The organism is Streptomyces sp. NPDC093065, from assembly GCF_044754585.1.
Taxonomy (GTDB): Bacteria; Actinomycetota; Actinomycetes; order Streptomycetales; family Streptomycetaceae; genus Streptomyces.
The window spans coordinates 16,731-38,872 of record NZ_JBIVPJ010000016.1; the positions used below are offsets into that span (position 1 = coordinate 16,731).

The 22,142-nt window shown below is 70.7% G+C and carries 14 protein-coding genes; 7 read left to right on the forward strand and 7 right to left on the reverse strand.

Going from position 1 to position 22,142, the window contains the following annotated elements; genetic code table 11:
• Nucleotides 1–81 precede the first annotated feature (81 nt).
• Nucleotides 82–1,596 carry an amino acid permease gene (locus tag ACIQFU_RS25345; protein WP_402554454.1) on the forward strand — a complete coding sequence of 505 codons (1,515 nt, stop codon included), beginning with the start codon at nt 82–84 and terminating at the stop codon, nt 1,594–1,596.
• Nucleotides 1,597–1,728: 132 nt separating this feature from the next.
• Here the strand turns inward: ACIQFU_RS25345 and ACIQFU_RS25350 are convergent, their stop codons facing one another.
• On the reverse strand, nt 1,729–2,106 hold the full coding sequence (locus ACIQFU_RS25350) for an NTP pyrophosphohydrolase (protein WP_402554455.1): 378 nt from the start codon (nt 2,104–2,106) through the stop codon (nt 1,729–1,731).
• A gap of 118 nt (nt 2,107–2,224) precedes the next feature.
• Between ACIQFU_RS25350 and ACIQFU_RS25355 the strand changes: the two genes are divergently transcribed.
• The gene (locus ACIQFU_RS25355) at nt 2,225–3,256 is read left to right on the forward strand and encodes a hypothetical protein (protein ID WP_402554456.1); all 1,032 of its coding nucleotides are present in this window, start codon (nt 2,225–2,227) and stop codon (nt 3,254–3,256) included.
• A gap of 58 nt (nt 3,257–3,314) precedes the next feature.
• Here the strand turns inward: ACIQFU_RS25355 and ACIQFU_RS25360 are convergent, their stop codons facing one another.
• Nucleotides 3,315–4,406: an LCP family protein gene (locus ACIQFU_RS25360; protein ID WP_402554620.1), complete on the reverse strand. Its 1,092-nt coding sequence runs from the start codon at nt 4,404–4,406 to the stop codon at nt 3,315–3,317.
• A 321-nt stretch (nt 4,407–4,727) separates the two neighbouring features.
• Between ACIQFU_RS25360 and ACIQFU_RS25365 the strand changes: the two genes are divergently transcribed.
• The 5 genes from ACIQFU_RS25365 (at nt 4,728) to ACIQFU_RS25385 (ending at nt 14,968) form a co-directional block, all read left to right on the forward strand.
• Nucleotides 4,728–5,858, forward strand: a complete 1,131-nt coding sequence (locus ACIQFU_RS25365; RefSeq protein ID WP_402554457.1) for a hypothetical protein — start codon at nt 4,728–4,730, stop codon at nt 5,856–5,858.
• Between the two features lie 295 nt (nt 5,859–6,153).
• The gene (locus tag ACIQFU_RS25370) at nt 6,154–7,947 is read left to right on the forward strand and encodes a stealth family protein (RefSeq protein WP_402554458.1); all 1,794 of its coding nucleotides are present in this window, start codon (nt 6,154–6,156) and stop codon (nt 7,945–7,947) included.
• Entirely contained in the window at nt 7,944–10,679 is a 2,736-nt protein-coding gene (locus ACIQFU_RS25375) for a glycosyltransferase (protein WP_402554459.1), read from the forward strand. The genes ACIQFU_RS25370 and ACIQFU_RS25375 overlap by 4 nt, the downstream gene beginning before the upstream one ends.
• A 21-nt stretch (nt 10,680–10,700) precedes the next feature.
• Nucleotides 10,701–12,176 (forward strand): glycosyltransferase family 2 protein, encoded by a 1,476-nt coding sequence (locus tag ACIQFU_RS25380; protein ID WP_402554460.1) that lies wholly within the window; start codon nt 10,701–10,703, stop codon nt 12,174–12,176.
• 50 nt (nt 12,177–12,226) lie between these two features.
• The gene (locus ACIQFU_RS25385; protein ID WP_402554461.1) at nt 12,227–14,968 is read left to right on the forward strand and encodes a CDP-glycerol glycerophosphotransferase family protein; all 2,742 of its coding nucleotides are present in this window, start codon (nt 12,227–12,229) and stop codon (nt 14,966–14,968) included.
• Between the two features lie 248 nt (nt 14,969–15,216).
• On the opposite strand, the gene ACIQFU_RS25390 is transcribed toward ACIQFU_RS25385, so the two are convergent.
• The 5 genes from ACIQFU_RS25390 to ACIQFU_RS25410 form a co-directional block, all read right to left on the reverse strand.
• Complete coding sequence (locus ACIQFU_RS25390; RefSeq protein WP_402554462.1) at nt 15,217–17,346, reverse strand: 3-hydroxyacyl-CoA dehydrogenase NAD-binding domain-containing protein; 2,130 nt, start codon at nt 17,344–17,346, stop codon at nt 15,217–15,219.
• A complete protein-coding gene (locus tag ACIQFU_RS25395; protein ID WP_402554463.1) occupies nt 17,343–18,560 on the reverse strand; it encodes a thiolase family protein in 1,218 nt (405 codons plus the stop codon). Before ACIQFU_RS25395 ends, ACIQFU_RS25390 begins: the two co-directional genes overlap by 4 nt.
• Nucleotides 18,561–18,859: 299 nt before the next feature.
• A complete protein-coding gene (locus ACIQFU_RS25400) occupies nt 18,860–20,146 on the reverse strand; it encodes an HRDC domain-containing protein (protein ID WP_402554464.1) in 1,287 nt (428 codons plus the stop codon).
• Between the two features lie 164 nt (nt 20,147–20,310).
• Entirely contained in the window at nt 20,311–20,970 is a 660-nt protein-coding gene (locus ACIQFU_RS25405; protein ID WP_043378652.1) for a response regulator transcription factor, read from the reverse strand.
• A 293-nt stretch (nt 20,971–21,263) separates the two neighbouring features.
• Nucleotides 21,264–21,962: a DUF3000 domain-containing protein gene (locus ACIQFU_RS25410; protein ID WP_402554465.1), complete on the reverse strand. Its 699-nt coding sequence runs from the start codon at nt 21,960–21,962 to the stop codon at nt 21,264–21,266.
• Nucleotides 21,963–22,142 lie beyond the last annotated feature (180 nt).

Below are 22,142 nucleotides of genomic sequence, written 5' to 3' on the forward strand. Positions count from 1 at the left end.
CGCGTGAAATCGGCCATGCCCGGGCATACGCAGTACGCCCCCTCTCGATCATGTCGGGGACGACAAGCGTGGGAGGTACCCGTGAGCAACAGCAGCCTCTTCCGGACCAAGAAGATCGAACAGTCGATCCGTGACACGGAGGAACCCGAGCATCAGCTCAAGAAGTCCCTGTCGGCACTCGATCTGACGGTCTTCGGCATCGGCGTCGTCATCGGCACCGGCATCTTCGTGCTGACCGGCACCGTCGCCAAGAACAACGCCGGGCCGTCGGTGGCCCTCGCCTTCACCGTCGCCGGTGCCGTCTGCGCGCTCGCCGCGCTGTGCTACGCGGAGTTCGCCTCCACCGTCCCGGTGGCCGGTTCCGCGTACACCTTCTCGTACGCCTCACTCGGCGAACTGCCCGCCTGGATCATCGGCTGGGACCTGGTCCTGGAGTTCTCGCTCGCCACGGCGGTGGTGGCCGTGGGCTGGTCGGGCTACATCCGCTCGCTGATGGACAACGCGGGCTGGCACATGCCGGCCGAGCTCGGCGGCAGGGACGGCGCCGAGGGCTTCGGCTTCGACATCCTCGCCGCCGCCCTGGTGCTGGTGCTCACCGCCATCCTCGTCCTCGGCATGAAGCTGTCGGCCCGGATCACCTCGCTCGTCGTCGCCATCAAGGTCGCCGTGGTCCTCATCGTGATCATCGCGGGCGCCTTCTTCATCAAGGGCGCCAACTACGACCCGTTCATCCCGAAGGCGCAGCCGGTGGAAGCGGGCGGGGGACTGCACTCACCTCTGATCCAGCTGATGTTCGGCTGGGCGCCCTCCAACTTCGGCGTCATGGGCATCTTCACGGCCGCCTCGGTCGTCTTCTTCGCCTTCATCGGCTTCGACATCGTCGCCACGGCCGCCGAGGAGACCAAGAACCCGCAGCGCGACATGCCCCGCGGCATCCTCGGCTCGCTGGCCATCTGCACCGTCCTGTACGTCGCCGTGTCCATCGTCGTCACCGGCATGCAGCACTACACCAAGCTGTCCATCGACGCCCCGCTCGCCGACGCGTTCAAGGCCACCGGGCACCCCTTCTTCTCGGGCGTGATCAGCTTCGGCGCCGCGGTCGGCCTGACCACGGTCTGCATGATCCTGCTCCTCGGCCAGACCCGCGTGTTCTTCGCGATGAGCCGGGACGGACTGCTGCCGCGCTTCTTCTCCCACGTTCACCCGAAGTTCCGGACGCCCTACCGGCCGACCATCCTGCTCGGCGTGATCATCGCGATCGTCGCGGGCTTCACCAGCCTGAGCGAACTGGCCGAACTGGTGAACATCGGCACGCTCTTCGCCTTCGTCGTCGTCGCGATCAGCGTGATCATCCTGCGCCGGACCCGGCCCGACCTGCCCCGCGCCTTCCGCACCCCGCTGGTCCCGCTGCTGCCCGTCGTGTCCGTGGCCGCCTCGCTGTGGCTGATGCTGAACCTGCCCGCCGAGACCTGGGTCCGGTTCGGCATCTGGATGGCGATCGGCTTCGTCGTGTACTTCTTCTACGGCCGCACCCACAGCCGCCTGGCCCGGGGCGAGGCGGCACCGGCCGAGTCGTCCGCCCCGAACGGTCCGTAGCCCGCAGGACCGTGTGAGCCGCCGGACCGTGTGAGCCGCCGGGCCGGGTGATCCCGCCGGCCTTGTGACCCGGTGACTCGTGTGACCCGGTGGCCCGTGTGACCTCGTCGGACCGTTCGCGCGCTCCGGCCGTCACACGGGCCGCACCGTCCTCGGGCCCGCCACCTCCGCCCCCAGCTCCGTCACCCGGCGGCGCAGCTCGCGGTCGGCCGTCACGACCAGGACGGTACGGTCGTCCGCCGCCCGCGCGACCAGCTCGACCATGTGGTCGTCCCCGCTGCCGGCTGCCGACTCCACCCGTACGCCGGGCACGGACGCCACCCCGCGGGCCGCGCCCTCGACGACGAGCACGACCTCCAGCGGCCCGTCCCGCCCGGGCACCCCGTCCGCCGCCAGCCGGTCCCGCAGCCGTTCCGCGGCCCCGCGCCGGTCCCGCCACCAGCCGTCCGGCACCGAGCCGACGACGTTCGCGGCGTCGACGACCACGAGCAGAGGCACGTTGTCTTCCATCCCGTCAGGTTCGCACGCCTCCACCGGCCCCGCGCCGTCGACCGGGGAGGACCAGGAAGGACCGGGGAGAGCCGTACCCGGCCGACACGGAGCCGAGGCCCCCGCTTAGAGTGATCCGGTGAATGGCGACTGGCTCCTTACCGGCCGCGACGGCCGCCTCAGTGTGTACCTCCCGTCGAACGACGCCGCCCTGTGGCGTGCCGAACGTGCCCCGGCCGGACGCTGGGAGCCTCCGCGCCGCATCGGCGGGGACCAGGAACTGCGCCCGGACGGCGGCCTCGCGGCCGGCCGGGGACCGGACGGCTACACCCATCTGGTCGCCTGGCGCCCCACCGGCGCCGGCCGCTGTGCCCTCGTGCACACCACGCACTTCCGGCCGCTGCTCGCGCCCCTGGACTGGCAGCCCGCCGGCCACCCCAACAAGCAGGGCGACCGCACCGGAACCCCCGCCGTCGCGGTCGACGCGCAGGGGCGTGCCCACGTCTTCGTCCGCAACGGGGGCGGCGGCCTGAGCATGGTGGCCCAGCAGGAGAAGGGCGGCTGGGAGCCGTGGCGGGACCTGAAGGGCCGCGGCGTCCGGGAGGCGCCGGCGGCCGTGACGGCCGACTCCGGCCTGGTCGAGGTGTACGCGCCCGTCGAGGGCGGCATCGTGCACTGGAGCCAGGACAAGCCGGGCGCGCGGCCGACCCTGGGGGAGCGCCTCGACGCGGTGGTCCGCCCCGGCACCCTGCGCGCCCTGGCGACCTCCGCGGAGCACACCACGGTCTTCTTCACCGACGACACCACCGGTGAGCTGTGCGCCTGGCGCCCCGGGGGAAAGGCCGTACCCCTGGTGTCCGCCGCCGGCCCCGGCCCCGTGTCCGCCGTCCGCACCGTCATAGACGGCCACGACTGCACGCTTCTCGCCCAGCGCTCGGCGGGCAGCGGCCGCGTCGCCTTCGCCGCCTACCCCTCGGAACTGGAGGAGATGGGCGCGGCCTGGACCGAGTCGGGCCCCGCCCTCCCGTCCGACGCGACCGTCTCAGTGACCCTGGACGCCGACGGCCGCCTGACGGCGGCGACCCTGTCCCCGTCGACCGGACAACTGCTGCTGAGCCGACGGAAGGACGACGAGGCGGGGCTGGCGCTGGGGGCTTGGGGGGCGGTCTGAGGGCGCGGTGAGCACGGGGGGAGGCCCTTCTCTCCCCCGGGGTGTGTCAGCGGGGGCGTCAGGAAGTCTTGCCTCCGCCCGCAGGGGACTTCTTCGCCGACTCCGGGATCTCGTCGTCGCTGCGGACCGCCTTCCACAGCGTGGACGCCTGCGGCTCCGCCGCCACGACCCGGTTCGGGTCGATCTTGTCGTACGCCACCGGCAGCATGATGGTCTCCATGGTGGACGGGTCGACCCCGTTCAGGCTGCGGCCGAAGTCCGCCAGGGCGGTGAGCGAGGCGAGTTCGGAGTCGGTGGTCAGGGCCGCGGTGAGCGTGTCGGCGATCTTGTACGTCTTGGTGGGGCTGCCCAGCAGGTCCTGCTTCTTGATCTCGCTCAGCAGGGCGATCATGAATTCCTGCTGGAGGCCGATCCGCCCGAGGTCGCTGCCGTCGCCGATGCCGTGCCGGGTGCGCACGAAGGCCAGCGAGTCCGTTCCGTTCAACCTGTGCGTGCCGGCGGTCAGGTCGAGCCCGCTGGACTTGTCGTGGATGTCCTGGTCGACGGTGACGGTGACGCCGCCTATCGCGTCCACCAGGTCCTTGAAGCCCGCGAAGTCGATCTCGACGTAGTGGTCCATGCGGACCCCGGACATCTTCTCCACCGTCTTGACCACGCAGGCCGGACCGACCTGTGAATAGACCGAGTTGAACATCACGCGCTCGGCCGGGGCCACCTCGGAGCCGTCCGGCTTGGTGCACTCCGGCCGGGTCACCAGCGTGTCCCGCGGGATGCTGACGGCGACGGCCTCCTTGCGCCCCTCGGGAATGTGCATCACCAGCGCCGTGTCCGAACGGGCTCCCGCGACCTTGCCGGTGTTGAGTTCGGCGTTGTCGCCCGCGCGCGAGTCGGAGCCGAGGATCAGGATGTTCTGCCCGGAGGTGGGGAGCTTCTCCGGGCGGTCCTTGCCGATGGCGTCGTTGATGTCGACGCCGTTGATGTTGCCGTTGAGGTCGCTGTAGAGCCAGTAGGCGGTGCCGGCCGCGGCCACGACGAGGACGGCCACACCGATCAGGATGTTCCGGCCCGTGCGGCGTTTCTTCTTCTTCCCGTTCTTCCCGGCTCTTCGGCTCCCGCGCCCCTCGCGCGGCGACTCGGGGGCAGGCGGCATGGGGGTACTCAGGTCGTGGCTCACGGCGGGTCCTCGCAACTCGTGCCCGGAGAGGGCAGGAGCAGCAGGCCGCTCCCGTGAGGGGCCGGGTCGGTGCTGCTCGGCTGACGCTTGGCTGGCATTGAACTATAGACACGCGGTCGAGCACTCGTACGAGCGATGTGCCCGTTGTGTGCCCGCTGCGTGTGTGCGGGAGGCGCTCGCCCGAGGTCCGGGCGGTGCCGGCGGGACGCCGGGACACCTGTTCGGTCGTGCGTATGATGTGGCGAATTCTGGAGTCATCTGTGGACACCGGGCCTGGCGTGGGAGGGGACGGCACACATGCGCGGCAGAGGTGCGCAGGCGGTGGACCGGGGGCTCCGATCCGGTGTCGGGACCGGGGCGCGGTCCCGGCGCGTCTCCGTGCCGGCCGCGCCCACGGGGTCGTGGCTGCTGCGTGGCGGCGACGACCGCCTCAGTGTGTACGTGCTCGTCGAAGGCGGTGTGCGTCGCTGGACCGAGACCGCGGTCGGCAGCGGCCGGTGGAGCGGGCCCGACCTCTTCCCCGTCGAAGGGCTGACGGGGCTCGCCGTGGTCCAGGGGGCCAACCGCTACGCGCACTTCATCGGGCGCAGGGAGCGGCCCACGGACGGCGAAGGACCGAAGGCCGATCTGCTCTACGCCGTGCAGTACCAGTCGGGGCGGACGCTGGGGGACTGGAGGTCCCTCGGCAATCCGTTCCGTGACCCGCGGGAGGCGGCGACCCTCGGTGCGCCGACCGCCGCCGTCGACGGACAGGGCACGGTCCACGTCTTCGTCTCCGGCGGTCCCGGCGGGGTGATGCTGCGCCGCGAGGCCAGGAGCGGGGCGTGGGAGGCGTGGAAGGACCTGCGCGGCGGTACGGTCGCGGGCGGACTGAGCGCCGCGGCGACCGCCGCCGGACTGGTCGAACTGCTCGCGCCGGGGCACCGCTCGGTCATGCGGTGGGTGCAGACGGAACCCGGCGCGGACCTGCGCCGGGCACAGGACCTCACGCCCGCTCCCGCACCCGGCTCGGCCTCCCTGCTCGAGACCGCGCCCGGGGTGTTCACCGCGTACTGGTCCGAGCAGAGCGGGACGGGCCTCTACGCGCAGCGGCCCGGCGAATGGGCCTTCCCCGCCGGCGGAGCCCCGGGGGAGGGGCCTCACGCCACCCTCCGTGCCGGCGTCGACGGCTACGACTGCACGGTCCTGGCCCACCGGGGGCCTGCGGGGACAGCCGTGCTCGGGGTGTGCGGCACCGGCTCGGAGTCCGGTGGGCTGTGGTGGACCGACACCGGGCTGGCCTGCGCCGGCACTCCGGCGCTGGCGCTGGACGGGCACGGCCGGATCGTCATGGCGGCGGTGGCCGCGGACGGCGCCGTCCTGGTCAACAGGCAGCGGCCGGAACCCGGACTCACCCTGTCCGACTGGGACCGCCTGCCGGGCGACTGACGGCACGTCATTACCGCACATCACGCTGAAAGTCCAGAGCGACAAATGGTTGTACCCGTTGCCTGTGGTGATCATCACGTGCCGCAAGCTGTCTGCCGGCTGTCTTGATCTGGACTTTTAGGAAACCATTATGTGAAAGTTTGATGGATTGCCGGTGTGCGGCGATCGGAGTGGAACCGGGGGTGATGAGCCCCCGTGTCAGGGAATGCGTGCTTCTTCTGATCCGAGGCCCACACAGCGAGGTGTGGACACCCTCGGAGGGGCAGAGCTGCTGGGTACGGATGGTGGATGCCTCGTGGGTGGCTCGGACAACCCTGAAGCCGGAGCGCTGATCTCGGCGTACCGGTCCGCGGTTCCCACCGGCGCGCGGCGGCGCATCGTCCGCGGGGTGCCGACCCCGGTGCGCAAGGCCGTGAAGTCCTCCCTCACCGCCGCCGACTCCGTGCGTTCCGCCGCCGTGGTCTGGGCGATGGGGGGCAAGCGCAACGCCTCCCGGCACAGCCCCGCGCACAGTCGGCGAGTCGTCCGGGTCGGCCGCCGCCACATGCGTGCGCTGCTGGTCGAGGGCGCGACGGACTGGGCCGCCCGGGCCCGCAATCTCAACATCGTGGTCTCCGTCCTGGAGTCGGCGGGCATCGACTACTTCTGTGTCCGCGGCACGAACAGCGGACTGCCCGCCGTCGCCGTCCCCACCGCCTCCCGCCCGCTGGTGGAGGAGATGCTCCGGCTGGCCTTCGCGCAGGCCCCGGGCTATGTGGGACCGGCCGGCGGCGGCGAGGCCCGGATGGAACCCGGCGACGAGGAGCGGTCCTGGCGGCAGCTGCGCAACCACAAGGTGCTGCGCGTGGCCTGGTACGTGTGCGACCCGACCCAGCAACTGGTCTTCGGGGCGGCCAGCGGCTGCGACATCGAGATGTGGACGGAGCGGGACGGGGAACTGCGCGCTCCGCGGCCCAACCGGGTCATCGACGCGGTTCCGGCGGGTGCAGCGCGCAAGTCGGCACCGCAGAGCCTGTTCAGTCCCATACCCTCCGCGTACCGCACCGGGAAGGCCCGGACGCTGGCCGAGTTCGCCGTGCCGCTCCCCGAGGACCACCAGTTCCCCATCGACGTCGTCTACACCTGGGTGGACGACTCGGACCCGGTCTGGCGGGCGTCGCGCGACCGTGCGCGCCAGGAGCTCTCCGGGGACCCTCTGCACGAGCAGGCGGCGAACGACTCGCGGTTCACCAGCCGAGACGAGCTGCGCTACTCGCTGCGGTCGCTCCATCAGAACGCGCCCTGGGTGCGCAACGTCCATCTGGTGACGGCGGGACAGGTGCCGTCCTGGCTCCATGCGCAGCACCCGAACCTCCGAGTGGTGGACCACCGGGAGATCTTCTCCGCGGCGGCCACCGCTCTGCCGACGTTCAACTCCCACGCCATCGAGAGCCAGCTGCACCATGTGCCGGACCTGTCGGAGTGCTTCCTCTATCTGAACGACGACGTCTTCTTCGGCCGGCCGGTCACGCCTGCGCATTTCTTCCACCCGAACGGCATCACCAAGTTCTTCACCTCGGCCGCCCTGATACCGGGAGGTGCCGCTTCCCCGGACGACCTCCCGGTCAATGCCGCGGGGAAGAACAGCCGTTGGCTCATCGCCCAGAAATTCGGGACCGCCATTTCCCAGAAGATGAAGCACACGCCGCACGCGCTGCGCAGGAGTGTGCTGCGGGAGATCGAGGAGACCTTCTCGGAGGAGCACACCACCACGCAGCACGCACGTTTCCGTTCCCCCGACGACGTGCCGATCGCCTCGTCGTTGCACCACTACTTCGCCTACCACTCGGCCCGGGCCACGGTGGGGGAGATCCAGTACCGCTACATCGACCTGTCGGCGGAGCTGGCCGAGCGGCGCCTGAACACGCTCCTGGCCAACAGGAACATGGACACCTTCTGTCTCAACGACACGGTGGAAGCGGCCGACCCGGAAGCGCAGCGAGACATGCTGAATCGTTTCCTCGAAGCCTATTTCCCGGTGCCCAGTCCTTATGAGACCGCGGACCACCAGAACGCCATCGAGCCCGCGAGTGAGCCCCACCGCACATGAATTCCTATGACGTCACGCTGGTCGTGCCGGTGTACAACGTGGAGCAGTATCTCCAGGAGTGCCTGGATTCCATCGAGGCACAGACGGTGTTCGAGCGCTGCGAGGTCCTGCTCGTCGACAACGGCAGCACCGACGGCTCCTACCGGCTCTGCGCCGAGTTCGCCCGCCGGCACGGCAACACCACGGTGCTGGTGCGTCGCGGCGGGGGCGCGGGCGCGGCCCGCAACCTCGGGATGGACCGGGCGACCGGCTCCCGTATCGCCTTCTGCGACTCGGACGACGTCCTGCCGCCCACCGCGCTGGAACGCATGCTCGACGCCGCCACCACGACCGGCGCACAGGTCGTGGTGGGGATGATGGAGACCTTCCCCAAGCCGACCGACTGGGCCTGGAAGGGATATTTCGGAAAGGGCGACCAGACCTTCGGCAGCGTCGCGGAGATGCCCGAACTGGTCCACAGCGCGAGCGCCTGCAACAAGCTCTTCGACCTGGCCTACCTGCGCTCCCACGGCATCCGCTTCGCCGAAGGCGTCCACTTCGAGGACGCCTACGTCGGTGTCCGCGCACTCGTTCTCGCCACCCGCCTCGCCCTGGTCGACGCGTGTGTCTACCAGTACCGCAAGCGCGCCGCGGGGAACTCGACCATGGACGCCATCTGGACGCGGCGGCAGAACTACTGGGACCACCTCCAGCTGGTGGAGTACCTGCACCGGATGCGGGCCGGCCTCCCGGACCTCTCGCGGGCCGTGCTCGACCTCTTCCTGGTGAGGAGCTACCAGGGTTTCGCGCTGCGGGCACCCGACCTCTTCCGGGGCGCCGAACTGGAGGACATCTACACCCGGTGCCGCGCGGTCTACGGAGACGTGGCATCCGACCTGGTCGTCCGGGCCACCGCCGACGCGCGCCATCGGGTGGCCTACCTCGCCTTCCTCACCGGCGACTTCGGTCTCTTCGCGGACCGGGCGGCCCACCTGCACAAGCTCTCCGTGCGGGACGGCGGCCCGTACCTCTTCGGCGACCTTCCGGACCAACTGTCCCCGCTGGCACGGGCCACGCCCTTCACCGCGCACCTGGAGCACGTCCGCAGGCTGCCGGGAACCGGGACGCTGAGGCTCTCCGGACGGTTCGAAGTGGGCGGGATGCCCCTGGTCCGGCCCCTGGCCGGGCACCTGAGCCTGCGGGTACGCGGCAGCCGCCTCAGCGTCCCCGCCACCCAGGTCCGCCGACGGGACCTGAAGAACACGCGGGCCGACACGGAATGGGGCGGTTTCACCGCCGACCTGCCCATGGACGCCCTGCGGCGGGGGGTCCACGACCTGGAGTTCGTCGTCGACGCCGAGGGCGGCCAGGCGGTCACCCCGTGCCTGGTCGCCGCGGGCTACCTGCGCGGGGCGCGTGCCGCGGAGCACGGCGGGACCAGGGTGGTGCCGCACTGGAAGGGAAGGAACCGGGCGATCCTGATGGTCCTCGGCAGGCACGCCGTCCTGGGCGGCCTCCTCGCCAAGGACGTCAAACACGTACTGCGCCGCCGGCCGTTCTGGAAGCAGCGCCTGATCCGGCTGCTCACGAAGCCGCTGAAGACGCTGCTCCTGGGACGGGACATCTGGCTGCTGGGCGAGCGGAGCGACACCGCGCAGGACAACGGCCGGCATCTGTTCCGGCACCTGCGCACCTCCGGAAAGCGGCGCGGGGCGTACTACGTCATCCGGGCCGGCAGCCCGGACCGAGCCCACCTGGCGGGACTCGGGCACGTCGTCGCGCACAGTTCCGCCAAGCACAAGCTGCTGATGCTGCACGCGTCGGTACTGGTCAACGCCTACGACATCGACACCTACATGCTGCCCGACGGCTGGGACCGGACCCGCTACCTCAAGCACCTGAACTGGCGCGTGGGCGCCCGCCGGGTCTTCCTGCAGCACGGGGTGACGGACAAGGACGTCAGCAAGGGCCTGCACCGCAACCGCACCGGCGTCGACCTCATCTTCGCGGTGAGCCGGGACGAGGGGCGGTTCCTCTCGCGGGAACTCGGCTACGAGGGACAGACCGAGGTCATCGGCTTCCCCCGCTTCGACGCGCTGACCCCCGCCCGGGGCCGGCGCACCATCCTGTTCATGCCGACGTGGCGCGCCTACCTGACCGTCGCCTCGTACAGCCGTGACGGCGGTGGCCGCGAGGCACGGCAGGCCGCGCGCGACCGGTTCCTCGCCTCCGGCTACCGGGAATTCATGATCCGCTTCCTGAACGACCCGGATCTGGCGGTCGCCCTGGAGCGGTACGACTACACGCTGGAATTCCTGCCGCACTACGAAATGCGCGCGATGGTCGGGGAGATGGTGCCGGACCGGGAGCGGGTCCGGGTCCTCGACCAGAACGAGGTCGGCGTGCAGGACGCCATGCGGCGCTGCGACCTCTTCGTCACGGACTGGTCCTCCACCGCCTTCGACGTCGCATACCTGGGAACTCCCCTGGTCTATGCGCAGTTCGACGCCGACGAATACTGGGCCGGGCATTACCGGAAGGGCTATTTCGATGCCGGCAGGGACGGATTCGGGCCGGTCTGCGAGACCGCCGAAGAGGTCGTCGGCGAGGTGGTCCGCTACCTGCGGGAAGGCTGCGTGCGGGAACCCGAGTACCTGCGGCGGGTGGAGAAGTTCTTCGAGTACCGGGACCGGCAGAACAATGTGAGGGCCTCGGAAGCGATCGATCGCCTCGTTCGGGGGTCGAATCATTGATGTGGTGTTCCAGGAGGAAGTATGTCCCAAGCCAACCGTGACGTGACCGTCGTCGTGCCGTTCCGCGACGTCCAGAACCATTTCGCCGAGTTTCTGGAGTCGGTGGCCGCGCAGACGGCTCTGGCGCGTGCTCATGTGATCCTCGTCGACAACGGCAGCAGCGACCGGTCGGTGGCGATCGCGAGCGAATTCGCCGGGCGGTACGCGAACGTCGACCTGGTCTCCCAGCCCGAGGGCCGGGCCGGCGACGCGCGCAATATGGGCATGGACATGGCCACCACGCCGTACATCGTCTTCTGGGACGCGGACGACGTCGTGCCCGAGCGGTCCCTGGAAGTGCTCAGGAACACCATCGTCAAGACCCGGGCCACGGTCGTCGTGGGCCGCGAGAAGCATGTCCCGAAGCCGGTCAAGTCGCCGTGGCACAAGTACTTCGGCAAGCACGTCAAGACGGTGAGCAGCGTCGTCGACGTTCCCGACCTGATCCACTCGGCGTCCTGCTGGAACAAGATCTTCGACCTCGACCTGCTGCGCTCCCAGGGCATCCGGTTCGGCACCGGCACCGCCTTCGAGGACGCCTATGTCTCGCTGCCCGCGCTGCTGCTGTCGGAGCGCATCGCGCTGGTCGACGCCCCCGTCTACGAGTACCGCAGGCGCGGTGACGGCACCTCCGTCATGGACACCATCTGGGATCTCCCGCAGAACTACGCCGATCAACTGGTGATGCTGGAGTACCTCGCGGCGATGCGCCAGTCGCTCACGCCGTACCAGCAGGAGACGCTGGAGCGGTTCCTCGTCCGCAGCATGCAGGGCTTTCTGCTGAGGGCGCCCCGCGTCTTCGGCGAGGCCGACTGCCGGCAGCTCTTCGAACGCTGCCGCACGCTCTACTGGGGGATCACCTCCGAGCAGTTCGCCCGCAGCACGCACGACACCAGGCACCGGCTCCCCTATCTCGCGCTGCACTTCGGGGACTTCGACCTCTTCTACCGCCCGGCCGCCGTCCTCGGCCAGGTCTTCGGCCGTGAGGGCGACCTCTACGTCGACTATCCGGGGACGTCGTGGGGGCTGCCGCTCACGAAGGTCACGTCCGTCCCGGCCCGGATCGAGGGCGTCTCCGCGGGCGACGGGGGCACGGCGGTGATCCACGGCCGCTTCTCGGTCAACGGAATCCCCGACGAGCTGCTGGACAAGCTGGAACTGCAGGTCTGGTTCGAACGGAGCGGCCAGACCCTCCCGGCGGTGAACCACGGGCACTCCCACGACCGGCCCGACCAGCCGGGTGCCGTCTTCAGCGTCGCCGTCGATCCCGGGCAGTTCCCGGCGGGTTCCTTCCCGGTGCGTCTGGTGGTGTGCACCCGGGGCAGGGACGTCTCGCGCCCCTGCACCGTCTCCCCGGCCCTGGCCCAGCACCCGCCCGTCAACGGATTCCACGGCCTCGCACGGATCACCGCCGAGGGCGGGAACGCCCAGCTGGTCGTCGAGTCCGCCCGGCACTGATCAGCGTCCACTCCAGAAATGGGGTATTCGTCAGAAAACAGGAGTCATTCGTGTTCGATCCCCTCTACGCCGTCGCCGTCGTCGTTCCGATCTTCAACGTGGAGAGATATCTCCCGGAGTGCCTGGACTCACTGGCACGCCAGACGATCTTCGACCGCTGCCAGGTGGTCCTGGTCGACAACGGCAGCAGCGACGGCTCGGCCGAGATCGCCGCGGAATTCGCCGCCCAGCATCCCAACGTATGGGCGTTCGTGCACGCGGAGGGCAAGGCCGGCGGGGCCAGGAACGCGGGGATGGACCTGGTCAGCGCCCGCTACATCACCTTCTGCGACTCCGACGACGTACTGCCCGAGGACGCCCTGGAAACGATGTGGCGGACGGCGGTGAAAGAGCGGGTGCCGCTCACCGTCGGACGGATGGAGACGTTCCCGGAGGAGACCAACTGGCCCTGGCTGCGCTACTTCGGCAAGCAGGTGCAGGTGCACCCCGGGATCGAGAACATCCCGGAGATGATCCACGGCGGAAGCGCCTGCCACAAGCTTTTCGACCTCGAGTTCATCCGTGCCAACAACATCAGGTTCCGCGAAGGCGTGCACTTCGAGGACGCGTTCTTCTCGGTTCCCGCCATGCTGCTCGCGGACCGCATCGCCATGGTGCCCGACACGGTCTACAAGTACCGCAAGCGCGCTGCCGAGGACTCCACGATGGACAAGCTGTGGGAGCGCACGGAGAACTACTGGGACCACCTCCTTCTGGAGGAGTACCTGATGACCCTGCGCTCCCGTCTCTCCGGTCACCGGCAGGAGGTCCTCAACCGGTTCCTGGTGCGCAGCTACCAGGGCTTCGCCCTGCGCGCGCCGCAGGTCCTGCCCGAGGACGAACTCTTCCGGCTCTTCCAGCGGGCCCGCGCGGTCTACACGCTGGTCACCCCCGACGCCGTCGTGGCCTCCACCCACGACGCCCGCCACCGGCTGCCGTTCCTGGCGATGTACATGAACTGGTACGAGCTCTTCGCCCGCCCGGACCAGGCGATCAGCGGCGTGTACGGACGGGGCGGAGACCTCTACCTCGACGTCACGGTCCCGAGCGCCCTGCTCCCGCTCACGAAGGTCTCCGCCACCAGCGTCCACGTGGAACGGATTCAGGCGGACCCTGAGTCCGGCGGGGTCCTCGTCGCCGGCCGGTTCGTCCTCAACGGACTCCCGATGGGCCGCCCCATGCGCAATCGACTGCAGCTGTGGGTGGAGAAGAGCGGCCAGATGGTGCCCGCGCGGCAGGTCTGGCGCAGTGACCTGCTGGCCACACGTGAGGATCTCGCCTGGGGCGGATTCGAGGCGGTCGTCCCCGCAGCGGCCCTCAAGGACGGCGAGTTCCCGCTGAAACTGGTCGTGTGCACCTCCGGCCGCGATGTCTCCCGCCCCTGCATGACGACCACCGCGATGCTGCGCGGCGCCCGGCCCATGAAGGTCGCCGACCGCTGGATCCTGCCGCTGTCGAAGGGCAAGGACAACGCCGTACTCGTCGTACGGGAAGCGGTCGGCCGGGACGGTGACAAGGACTGGGAGGAGTTCCTGGAGGGACTGGACCGGGACCAGAAGAAGCGCAAGGCACCCTTCTGGCGCGCCCGCGCCATCCGGCGGGCCACACTCCGGTTCTACCGCCGCAAGGAGATCTGGCTGATCGGCGAACGCAAGGACACCGCACAGGACAACAGCCTGCACCTGTTCACGTACCTGCGTCAGCACGAGCGCCGCCGCAAGGCCTACTACGTCATCGACAAGGGCAGCGCGGACCGGGCCAAGCTCAAGCGCCTGGGGAACGTGGTGGCGCACAGCTCCTGGAAGCACAAGCTGCTCATGCTGCACGCGTCGCTGCTCGTCAACGCCTACGACATCGACTCGTACATGCTCCCCGACGGCTGGGACCGCACGAAGTACCTCAAGCACCTCAACTGGCGCATCGGCGCCCGGCGGGTCTTCCTCCAGCACGGGGTCACCGACGAGGACGGCAGCAAGGCACTGCACCGCAACCGGACCGGCGTGGACCTGGTGTTCGCGACCAGTGACCGGGAGGCCCAGTACTTCTCCGAGCACATGCACTACGGCGAGCAGGCCAAGGCGCTGGGCTTCCCGCGCTTCGACGCCCTCCAGCCGGACCGCGGCCGACGGCGCGTCCTGCTGATGCCCACCTGGCGCAAGTACCTGACGATCCCCTCCTACCTCCAGCAGGACGGCGCCGACCGGAACGCGGTCGACGAGATCTTCCGGGAGTCGGCCTACCGGGAGTTCATGGTGCAGCTGCTGCGGCACCCGAAGCTGATGGAGGCGCTGGAGCACTACGACTACGTGCTCGACTTCCTTCCGCACTACGAGATGCGGAACATGATCGACGGGGTCGTACCGGACCACCCCCGGGTGCAGCGCCTGGACCAGACGAAGGTCGGCGTGCAGACGGCCCTGCGCCAGTGCGACCTGTTCATCACCGACTGGTCCTCGGTCCACTTCGACATGGCCTATCTCGGCACGCCGCTCGTCTACGCCCGGTTCGACCCGGAGGAGTACTGGGCGAAGCACGCCAGGAAGGGGTACTTCGAAGCCGAGTACGACGGGTTCGGACCGGTGTGCGGCAACGTCGAGGAAGTGGTGACCGAAGTGATCCGCTACCTGGGCAACGGGTGTGTCCGCGAACCGGAGTACGACTACCGGGCGCGCGCCTTCTTCGCCTTCGAGGACCGCGACAACTGCGCCCGCGCCACGGCCGCGATCGCCCAGCTCGCGGCGTCGGACGTGTAGGACCGGCGAAAAAGAGGGGGCGTGGGGGGGGGGGGGGCCCCCCGCCCCCCCCCCCCGGGGGCCCCCCCCCCCCGCGGCCCCCCCCCCCCCCACACCCCCCCCGCCCCCCCCCCCCCCCCCCCCCCCCCCAACCCCCGGGGCGTGTGCTTTGAGGCCGCGGCTAAAATGGGGGGGGGGGGGGGCGCGGCCCCCCCCCCCCCCCCCGCCCCCCGCCCCCCCCACGCCCCTTTCGGGCAGCGAGCCTGTGCCTACGCGGGCACGCTCGCCACCCCCGCCTCCAGGAACCGCTTCCCGTTCACCCGCTCCGAGACGCCCTCGCGGTCCAGGTACGGCGTGATGCCGCCCAGGTGGAAGGGCCAGCCGGCGCCGGTGATCAGGCAGAGGTCGATGTCCTGGGCCTCGGCGACGACGCCCTCGTCGAGCATCAGGCCGATCTCCCGCGCCACCGCGTCCAGGACGCGGTCGCGGACCTGCTCCTCCGTCAGGACGGAGTCGCCCTGTTTGAGGAGGGCGGCGACCTCGGGGTCCAGCTCGGGCTTGCCGCTGTCGTAGACGTAGAAGCCGCGCTTGCCCGCCTCGACGACCGCCTTCAGGTTCGGGGAGACCGTGAAGCGCTCGGGGAAGGCCCGGTTGAGGGTCTCCGAGACGTGCAGGCCGATGGCCGGGCCGACCAGTTCGAGGAGGACCAGCGGGGACATCGGCAGGCCGAGCGGCTCCACCGCCTTCTCCGCGACCTCGACCGGGGTGCCCTCGTCGATGACGTTCTGGATCTCGCCCATGAAGCGGGTCAGGATGCGGTTGACCACGAACGCCGGGGCGTCCTTGACCAGGACCGCGGTCTTCTTCAGCTTCTTGGCGACGCCGAACGCCGTGGCCAGCGCGGCCTCGTCGGTCTGCTCGCCGCGGACGATCTCCAGCAGGGGGAGGATCGCGACCGGGTTGAAGAAGTGGAAGCCGACGACCCGCTCGGGGTGCTTCAGCTTCGACGCCATCTCCGAGACGGAGAGGGAAGAGGTGTTCGTGGCCAGGATGGCGTGCGCCGGGGCGACCGCCTCGACCTCCGCGAAGACCTTCTGCTTGACGCCCATCTCCTCGAAGACCGCTTCGATGACGAAGTCGGCGTCCGCGAAGCCCTCGGCCTTGTCCAGGACACCGGTCACCAGGGCCTTGAGGCGGTTGGCCTTGTCTTGGTTGACACGGCCCTTGCCGAGCAGCTTGTCGATCTCGGCGTGGACGTAGCCCACGCCCTTGTCGACGCGCTCCTGGTCGATGTCGGTGAGGACGACCGGGACCTCCAGCCGGCGCAGGAAGAGCAGCGCGAGCTGGGAGGCCATCAGGCCGGCGCCGACCACGCCCACCTTGGTGACCGGGCGGGCCAGCGACTTGTCGGGCGCACCCGCCGGGCGCTTGCCGCGCTTCTGGACCAGGTTGAAGGCGTAGATGCCGGAGCGCAGTTCGCCGCCCATGATCAGGTCGGCGAGGGCCTGGTCCTCGGCGTCGTAGCCCTGCTGGAGGTCGCCGTTCTTGGCGGCGGCGATGATGTCCAGGGCGCGGTAGGCGGCCGGGGCGGCGCCGTGCACCTTGCCGTCGGCGATGAAGCGGCCCTTGGCGACGGCCTGGTCCCAGGCCTCGCCGCGGTCGATCAGCGGACGCTCGACGGTGATCTCGCCCTTGAGGACGGACGCCGTCCAGAGCAGCGACTGCTCCAGGAAGTCGGCGCCCTCGAAGATCGCGTCCGCGATGCCGAGTTCGTGGACCTGTGCGCCCTTGAGCTGCTTGTTCTGGTTGAGGCTGTTCTCGATGATCACCGAGACGGCCTTGTCGGCGCCGATCAGGTTCGGCAGCAGCGTGCAGCCGCCCCAGCCGGGGACCAGGCCGAGGAAGACCTCGGGGAGGGAGAAGGCGGGCAGGGCCGCCGACACCGTGCGGTAGGTGCAGTGCAGGCCGATCTCCACGCCGCCGCCCATGGCCGCGCCGTTGTAGTACGCGAAGGACGGCACCGCGAGGTTCGCCAGGCGCTTGAGGACGTCGTGGCCGCCCTTGCCGATGGCCAGCGCGTCCTCGTGGCGCTTCAGCAGTTCGACGCCCTTGAGGTCGGCGCCGACGGCGAAGATGAACGGCTTGCCGGTGACGCCGACGCCGACGATGTCGCCGTCCGCGGCCTCCTTCTCGACCTGGTCGATCGCGGCGTCGATGTTCGCCAGCGACTGCGGGCCGAGGGTGGTCGGCTTGGTGTGGTCGTGGCCGTTGTCCAGCGTGACGAGCGCGAAGCGCCCGGCGCCGAGGGGCAGGTCGAAGTGGCGTACGTGCGCCTGCGTGACGACCTCGCCGGGGAACAGCTCGGCCGCACCCTTCAGCAGCTCTGCGGTGGTGCTCACTTGTCCCCCTCGAAGTGCGGGTTCTCCCAGATGACCGTCGCGCCCATGCCGAAGCCGACGCACATGGTGGTCAGGCCGTAGCGGACGTTCGGCTGCTCCTCGAACTGGCGGGCCAGCTGCGTCATCAGCCGGACGCCCGAGGAGGCCAGCGGGTGGCCGAAGGCGATGGCGCCGCCGTACTGGTTGACGCGGGCGTCGTCGTCGGCGATGCCGTAGTGCTCCAGGAAGGCGAGGACCTGGACGGCGAAGGCCTCGTTGATCTCGAACAGGCCGATGTCGTCGATGGACAGCCCGGCCTGGGCCAGGGCCTTCTCCGTGGCGGGGATCGGGCCGTAGCCCATGACCTCCGGCTCGACGCCCGCGAAGGAGTACGCGACCAGGCGCATCTTGACCGGCAGGTTGTTCTCGCGGGCGAAGTCCTCGCTCGCGATGATCGACGCGGTCGCACCGTCGTTCAGACCGGCCGCGTTGCCCGCGGTGACCCGGCCGTGCACACGGAACGGCGTCTTCAGGCCCGCCAGGTTCTCCAGCGTGGTGCCGGGGCGCATCGGCTCGTCGGCGGTGACCAGGCCCCAGCCCGTCTCGCCGGCCTCTTCGTTGGTGCGGCGCACCGAGACCGGCACCAGGTCGGCCTGGATCTGGCCGTTGGCGTACGCCTTGGCGGCCTTCTCCTGCGAGCGCACCGCGTATTCGTCGGCGCGCTGCTTGGTGATGCCCGGGTAGCGGTCGTGCAGGTTCTCGGCGGTCATGCCCATGAACAGGGCGGACTCGTCGACCAGCTTCTCGCTGACGAACCGCGGGTTCGGGTCCACGCCCTCGCCCATCGGGTGGCGGCCCATGTGCTCGACACCGCCCGCGACGGCGACGTCGTACGCGCCGAACGCGACCGAGCCGGCCACCGTGGTGACCGCGGTCAGGGCGCCCGCGCACATGCGGTCGATGGAGTAGCCCGGGACCGAGGTGGGCAGGCCCGCCAGGATGCCGGCGGTGCGGCCGATGGTCAGGCCCTGGTCGCCGATCTGCGTGGTCGCGGCGACGGCGACCTCGTCGATCTTCTTGGGGTCGAGACCGGGGTTGCGGCGCAGCAGCTCCCGGATCGCCTTCACGACCAGGTCGTCGGCGCGGGTCTCGTGGTAGACGCCCTTCGGGCCCGCCTTGCCGAACGGGGTGCGGACGCCGTCGACGAAGACGACGTCCCTGACGGTACGAGGCACGATGGCTCTCCTCCAGGGTGCGGGATGGCACTGCTGCGGCACGCATGCACTGAGCGTGCGCTCAGCCCCATGCTACTTATGAGTAACGTAGCTGCCCAGTCCCCCCGGCGGGAGCGGCGAAGGTCACACCGGCCGTCACACCACCGGAGCACCGCCGGGCCGGCCGTCGTGGCCGGCCCGGCCCACTGCGCACCGCTCGTCCCAGGATCTGGCCGGAACCCGCCGCCGCGCCCCGCCGCGGCGTGTCCCGGCCGCGGCGTGCTCCGGCCGCGGCGTGCTCCGGCCGCGCCGCGCCGCCGCTACGACGTCTGACCGCTCAGCGCCGCCACCAGCACGGGCGTCACCTGCTCCACCTGCCAGGGACGGGCCCCGTGTCCTGCCAGGGCCGTGCTCACCGACTCGGCGTCGGCCGTCGCGGGCGGTTCCCAGCAGACCCGGCGCACGGTGTCCGGGGTGATCAGGTTCTCCTGGGGCATGTTCAGCCGCTCGGCCAGCGCCGTCACTCCCGCGCGCGCCGCGGTCAGCCGGGCCGCGGCGGCCGGGTCCTTGTCGGCCCAGGCGCGCGGCGGCGGAGGGCCGGTCACCGGCTGGCCGGGCTGCGGCAGCTGCGACTCGGACAGTGCCCTGGCCCGGTCGACCGACACCTGCCACTGTTCCAGCTGCCGGCGGTTCACCCGCCCGAACCCGTTCAGCGCGGCCAGCGCGTGCGCGTTGGGCGGCAGCGCGAGCGCCGCCTCGACGATGGCCGCGTCCCCGAGCACCTTGCCGGGGGAGACGTCCCGGCGCTGCGCGATCCGGTCCCGGGTCTGCCACAGCTCCCGCACCACGGCGAGCTGACGGCGCCGGCGCACCTTGTGCATGCCGGACGTACGGCGCCACGGGTCCTTGCGCGGCTCGGGCGGCGGGGCCGAGGCGATCGCGTGGAACTCCTGCCGGGCCCACTCCAGCTTGCCCTGGCGGTCCAGCTCCTTCTCCAGGGCGTCCCGCAGGTCGACCAGCAGCTCGACGTCGAGCGCGGCGTAGCGCAGCCAGGGCTCGGGCAGCGGGCGCGTCGACCAGTCGACGGCGGAGTGGCCCTTCTCCAGGACGAAGCCCAGGACGTTCTCCACCATCGCGCCGAGGCCGACACGCGGGAACCCGGCGAGGCGCCCGGCCAGCTCGGTGTCGAAGATGCGGGTGGGCACCATCCCTATTTCGCGCAGACACGGCAGGTCCTGGGTCGCCGCGTGCAGCACCCACTCCGCGTCGGCGATCGCCGCGCCGAGACCGGAGAGGTCGGGGCAGGCCACCGGGTCGATCAGCGCCGTCCCCGCGCCCTCGCGGCGCAGCTGCACCAGATACGCGCGCTGCCCGTAGCGGTACCCGGAGGCGCGCTCGGCGTCTACGGCGACGGGGCCGCTCCCGGCGGCGAAGGCGGCGGTCGCCTCGGCGAGGGCGTCCGCGTCGGCGATCACCGGCGGAATGCCCTCGCGCGGTTCGAGCAAGGGGATCGGCGCCCGGCTCACAGAAGATCCGGCGTCTTCCGGAGGGGCGCCTCCGGTGGTTCGCAGTGGACGGTCTGCTGCGGTTTCGTGGGCGTCGGTCACCTGTCAAGGGTATCGGTGGATCGACGGCGCCCGCCGACGGAACGTTCCGTCGGCGGGCGCCGGGGGGTCGTAAACCAGTCAGGTCGGTGAAAGACGGGCCTCACGGGGCGTCGTCAGGGAGGTTCGGGCGGGGAGTGGGGAGTGGGAGCGGAAGACCGGAGCGGTCAGTGGATGATGCCCGTGCGCAGGGCGACGGCGACCATCCCGGCGCGGTCGCCGGTGCCGAGCTTGCGGGCGATGCGGGCCAGGTGGCTCTTGACGGTGAGGGCGGACAGGCCCATCGAGACGCCGATCGCCTTGTTCGACTGGCCCTCCGCGACCAGCCGCAGCACCTCGACCTCGCGGCCGGAGAGCTCGCGGTAGCCGCCCGGGTGGCTCGGGGCGCCCGGGGGACGGCGGTGCAGACGGGCGGCGGCGCCGATGGGGGCGGCGCCCGGCCGGGTGGGGAGCCCCACGTTGGTACGGGTGCCGGTGACGACGTAGCCCTTGACGCCGCCGGCCAGGGCGTTGCGTACGGCGCCGATGTCGTCGGCCGCGGACAGTGCCAGCCCGTTGGGCCAGCCCGCGGCGCGGGTCTCGGACAGGAGGGTCAGGCCGGAGCCGTCGGGGAGATGGACGTCGGCGACGCAGATGTCGCGGGGGTTGCCGATGCGGGGACGAGCCTCCGCGACGGACGAGGCCTCGATGACGTCGCGCACACCGAGCGCCCACAGATGGCGGGTGACGGTGGAACGGACGCGCGGGTCGGCCACGACCACCATGGCGGTCGGCTTGTTCGGGCGGTAGGCGACCAGGCTTGCAGGCTGCTCGAGGAGAACGGACACCAGGCCTCCTGGGGTGCGGGGACGGAGCCGGCTCATGGGGGTGAAGCCGGGACGAACCGTGCTTTCAAGGTCACAGTCGTCTTCGGCACCGAACGCGTCCGCCTTTAGAGAATGATCACGATCTGGTGAGTAACAATCCGAGCAATTCGGACACGCTGTCGATCATTCGAAGATCGAACGGTTTCGCACTTTGTCGATACGAGGCCGAAAGTGGCCGTGTCGACAAAGTGACGGAACCTCCTCCGGGCGTGCGCACCCCACGCCCGGAACGATGAACGCCGACTGGTGGAGCGTCAGCGCGACTGCGGGCCGCGCCGCTGCGGCAGCGTCACGACCGAGGCGTCGCCCGGCGCGGCCGGCGGCAGGCCCGCGACCTGGGCCAGCAGGTCGCACCACGAGGAGAGGTGCGCCGCCGTGTCCGGGACGCCGCCCAGACCCTCGCGCGGCGTCCACGACGCCCGAATCTCGATCTGCGAGGCCGACGGCCGGGCCGAGAGCCCGCCGAAGTAGTGGGAACTCGCACGCGTGACCGTGCCGCTGGGCTCGCCGTACGTCAGCCCGCGCGCCTGGAGCGCGCCGGTCAGCCAGGACCAGCATACGTCCGGCAGCAGCGGGTCCGCGGCCATCTCCGGTTCCAGCTCGGCCCGCACCAGCGTCACCAGCCGGAAGGTCCCGTGCCAGGCCTCGTGCCCGGCCGGGTCGTGCAGCAGCACCAGCCGCCCGTCCGCCAGGTCCTCGTCGCCGTCGACCACCGCGGCCTCGAGCGCGTACGCGTGCGGGGCGAGCCGCTGCGGTGCGCGGGTCGCCTCCACCTCGATCTGCGGCCGCAGCCGCGCGGCCCGCAGCGCCTCCACGGCGGCCGTGAAGGCGGGCGGTGCCGTACTCCCGTTGTTTCCGTTGTGACTCTCCTTGTGCCGGGCCTCTTCCTCGGTCCTCTTCGCGTCGTCCATTCCGCCAGCGCCGTCCGACAGTCGTCCCTGAGCCGCAGCCATGCGGGGAACATTAAGCGGAACGGCGGCCCGGTGCAGGGAGGGACACCCGCGTGCGGACGCGATGTCCGGATCACGCGGTCCCGCGGGGGCGCGCGGGGGCCGCCCCGCCCGTCTCAGCCGCGCTCCGTGACCCCTCCACCCGAGGTCCGGCGGTGTCCGGAGGGCATGCGAGACTTGCCC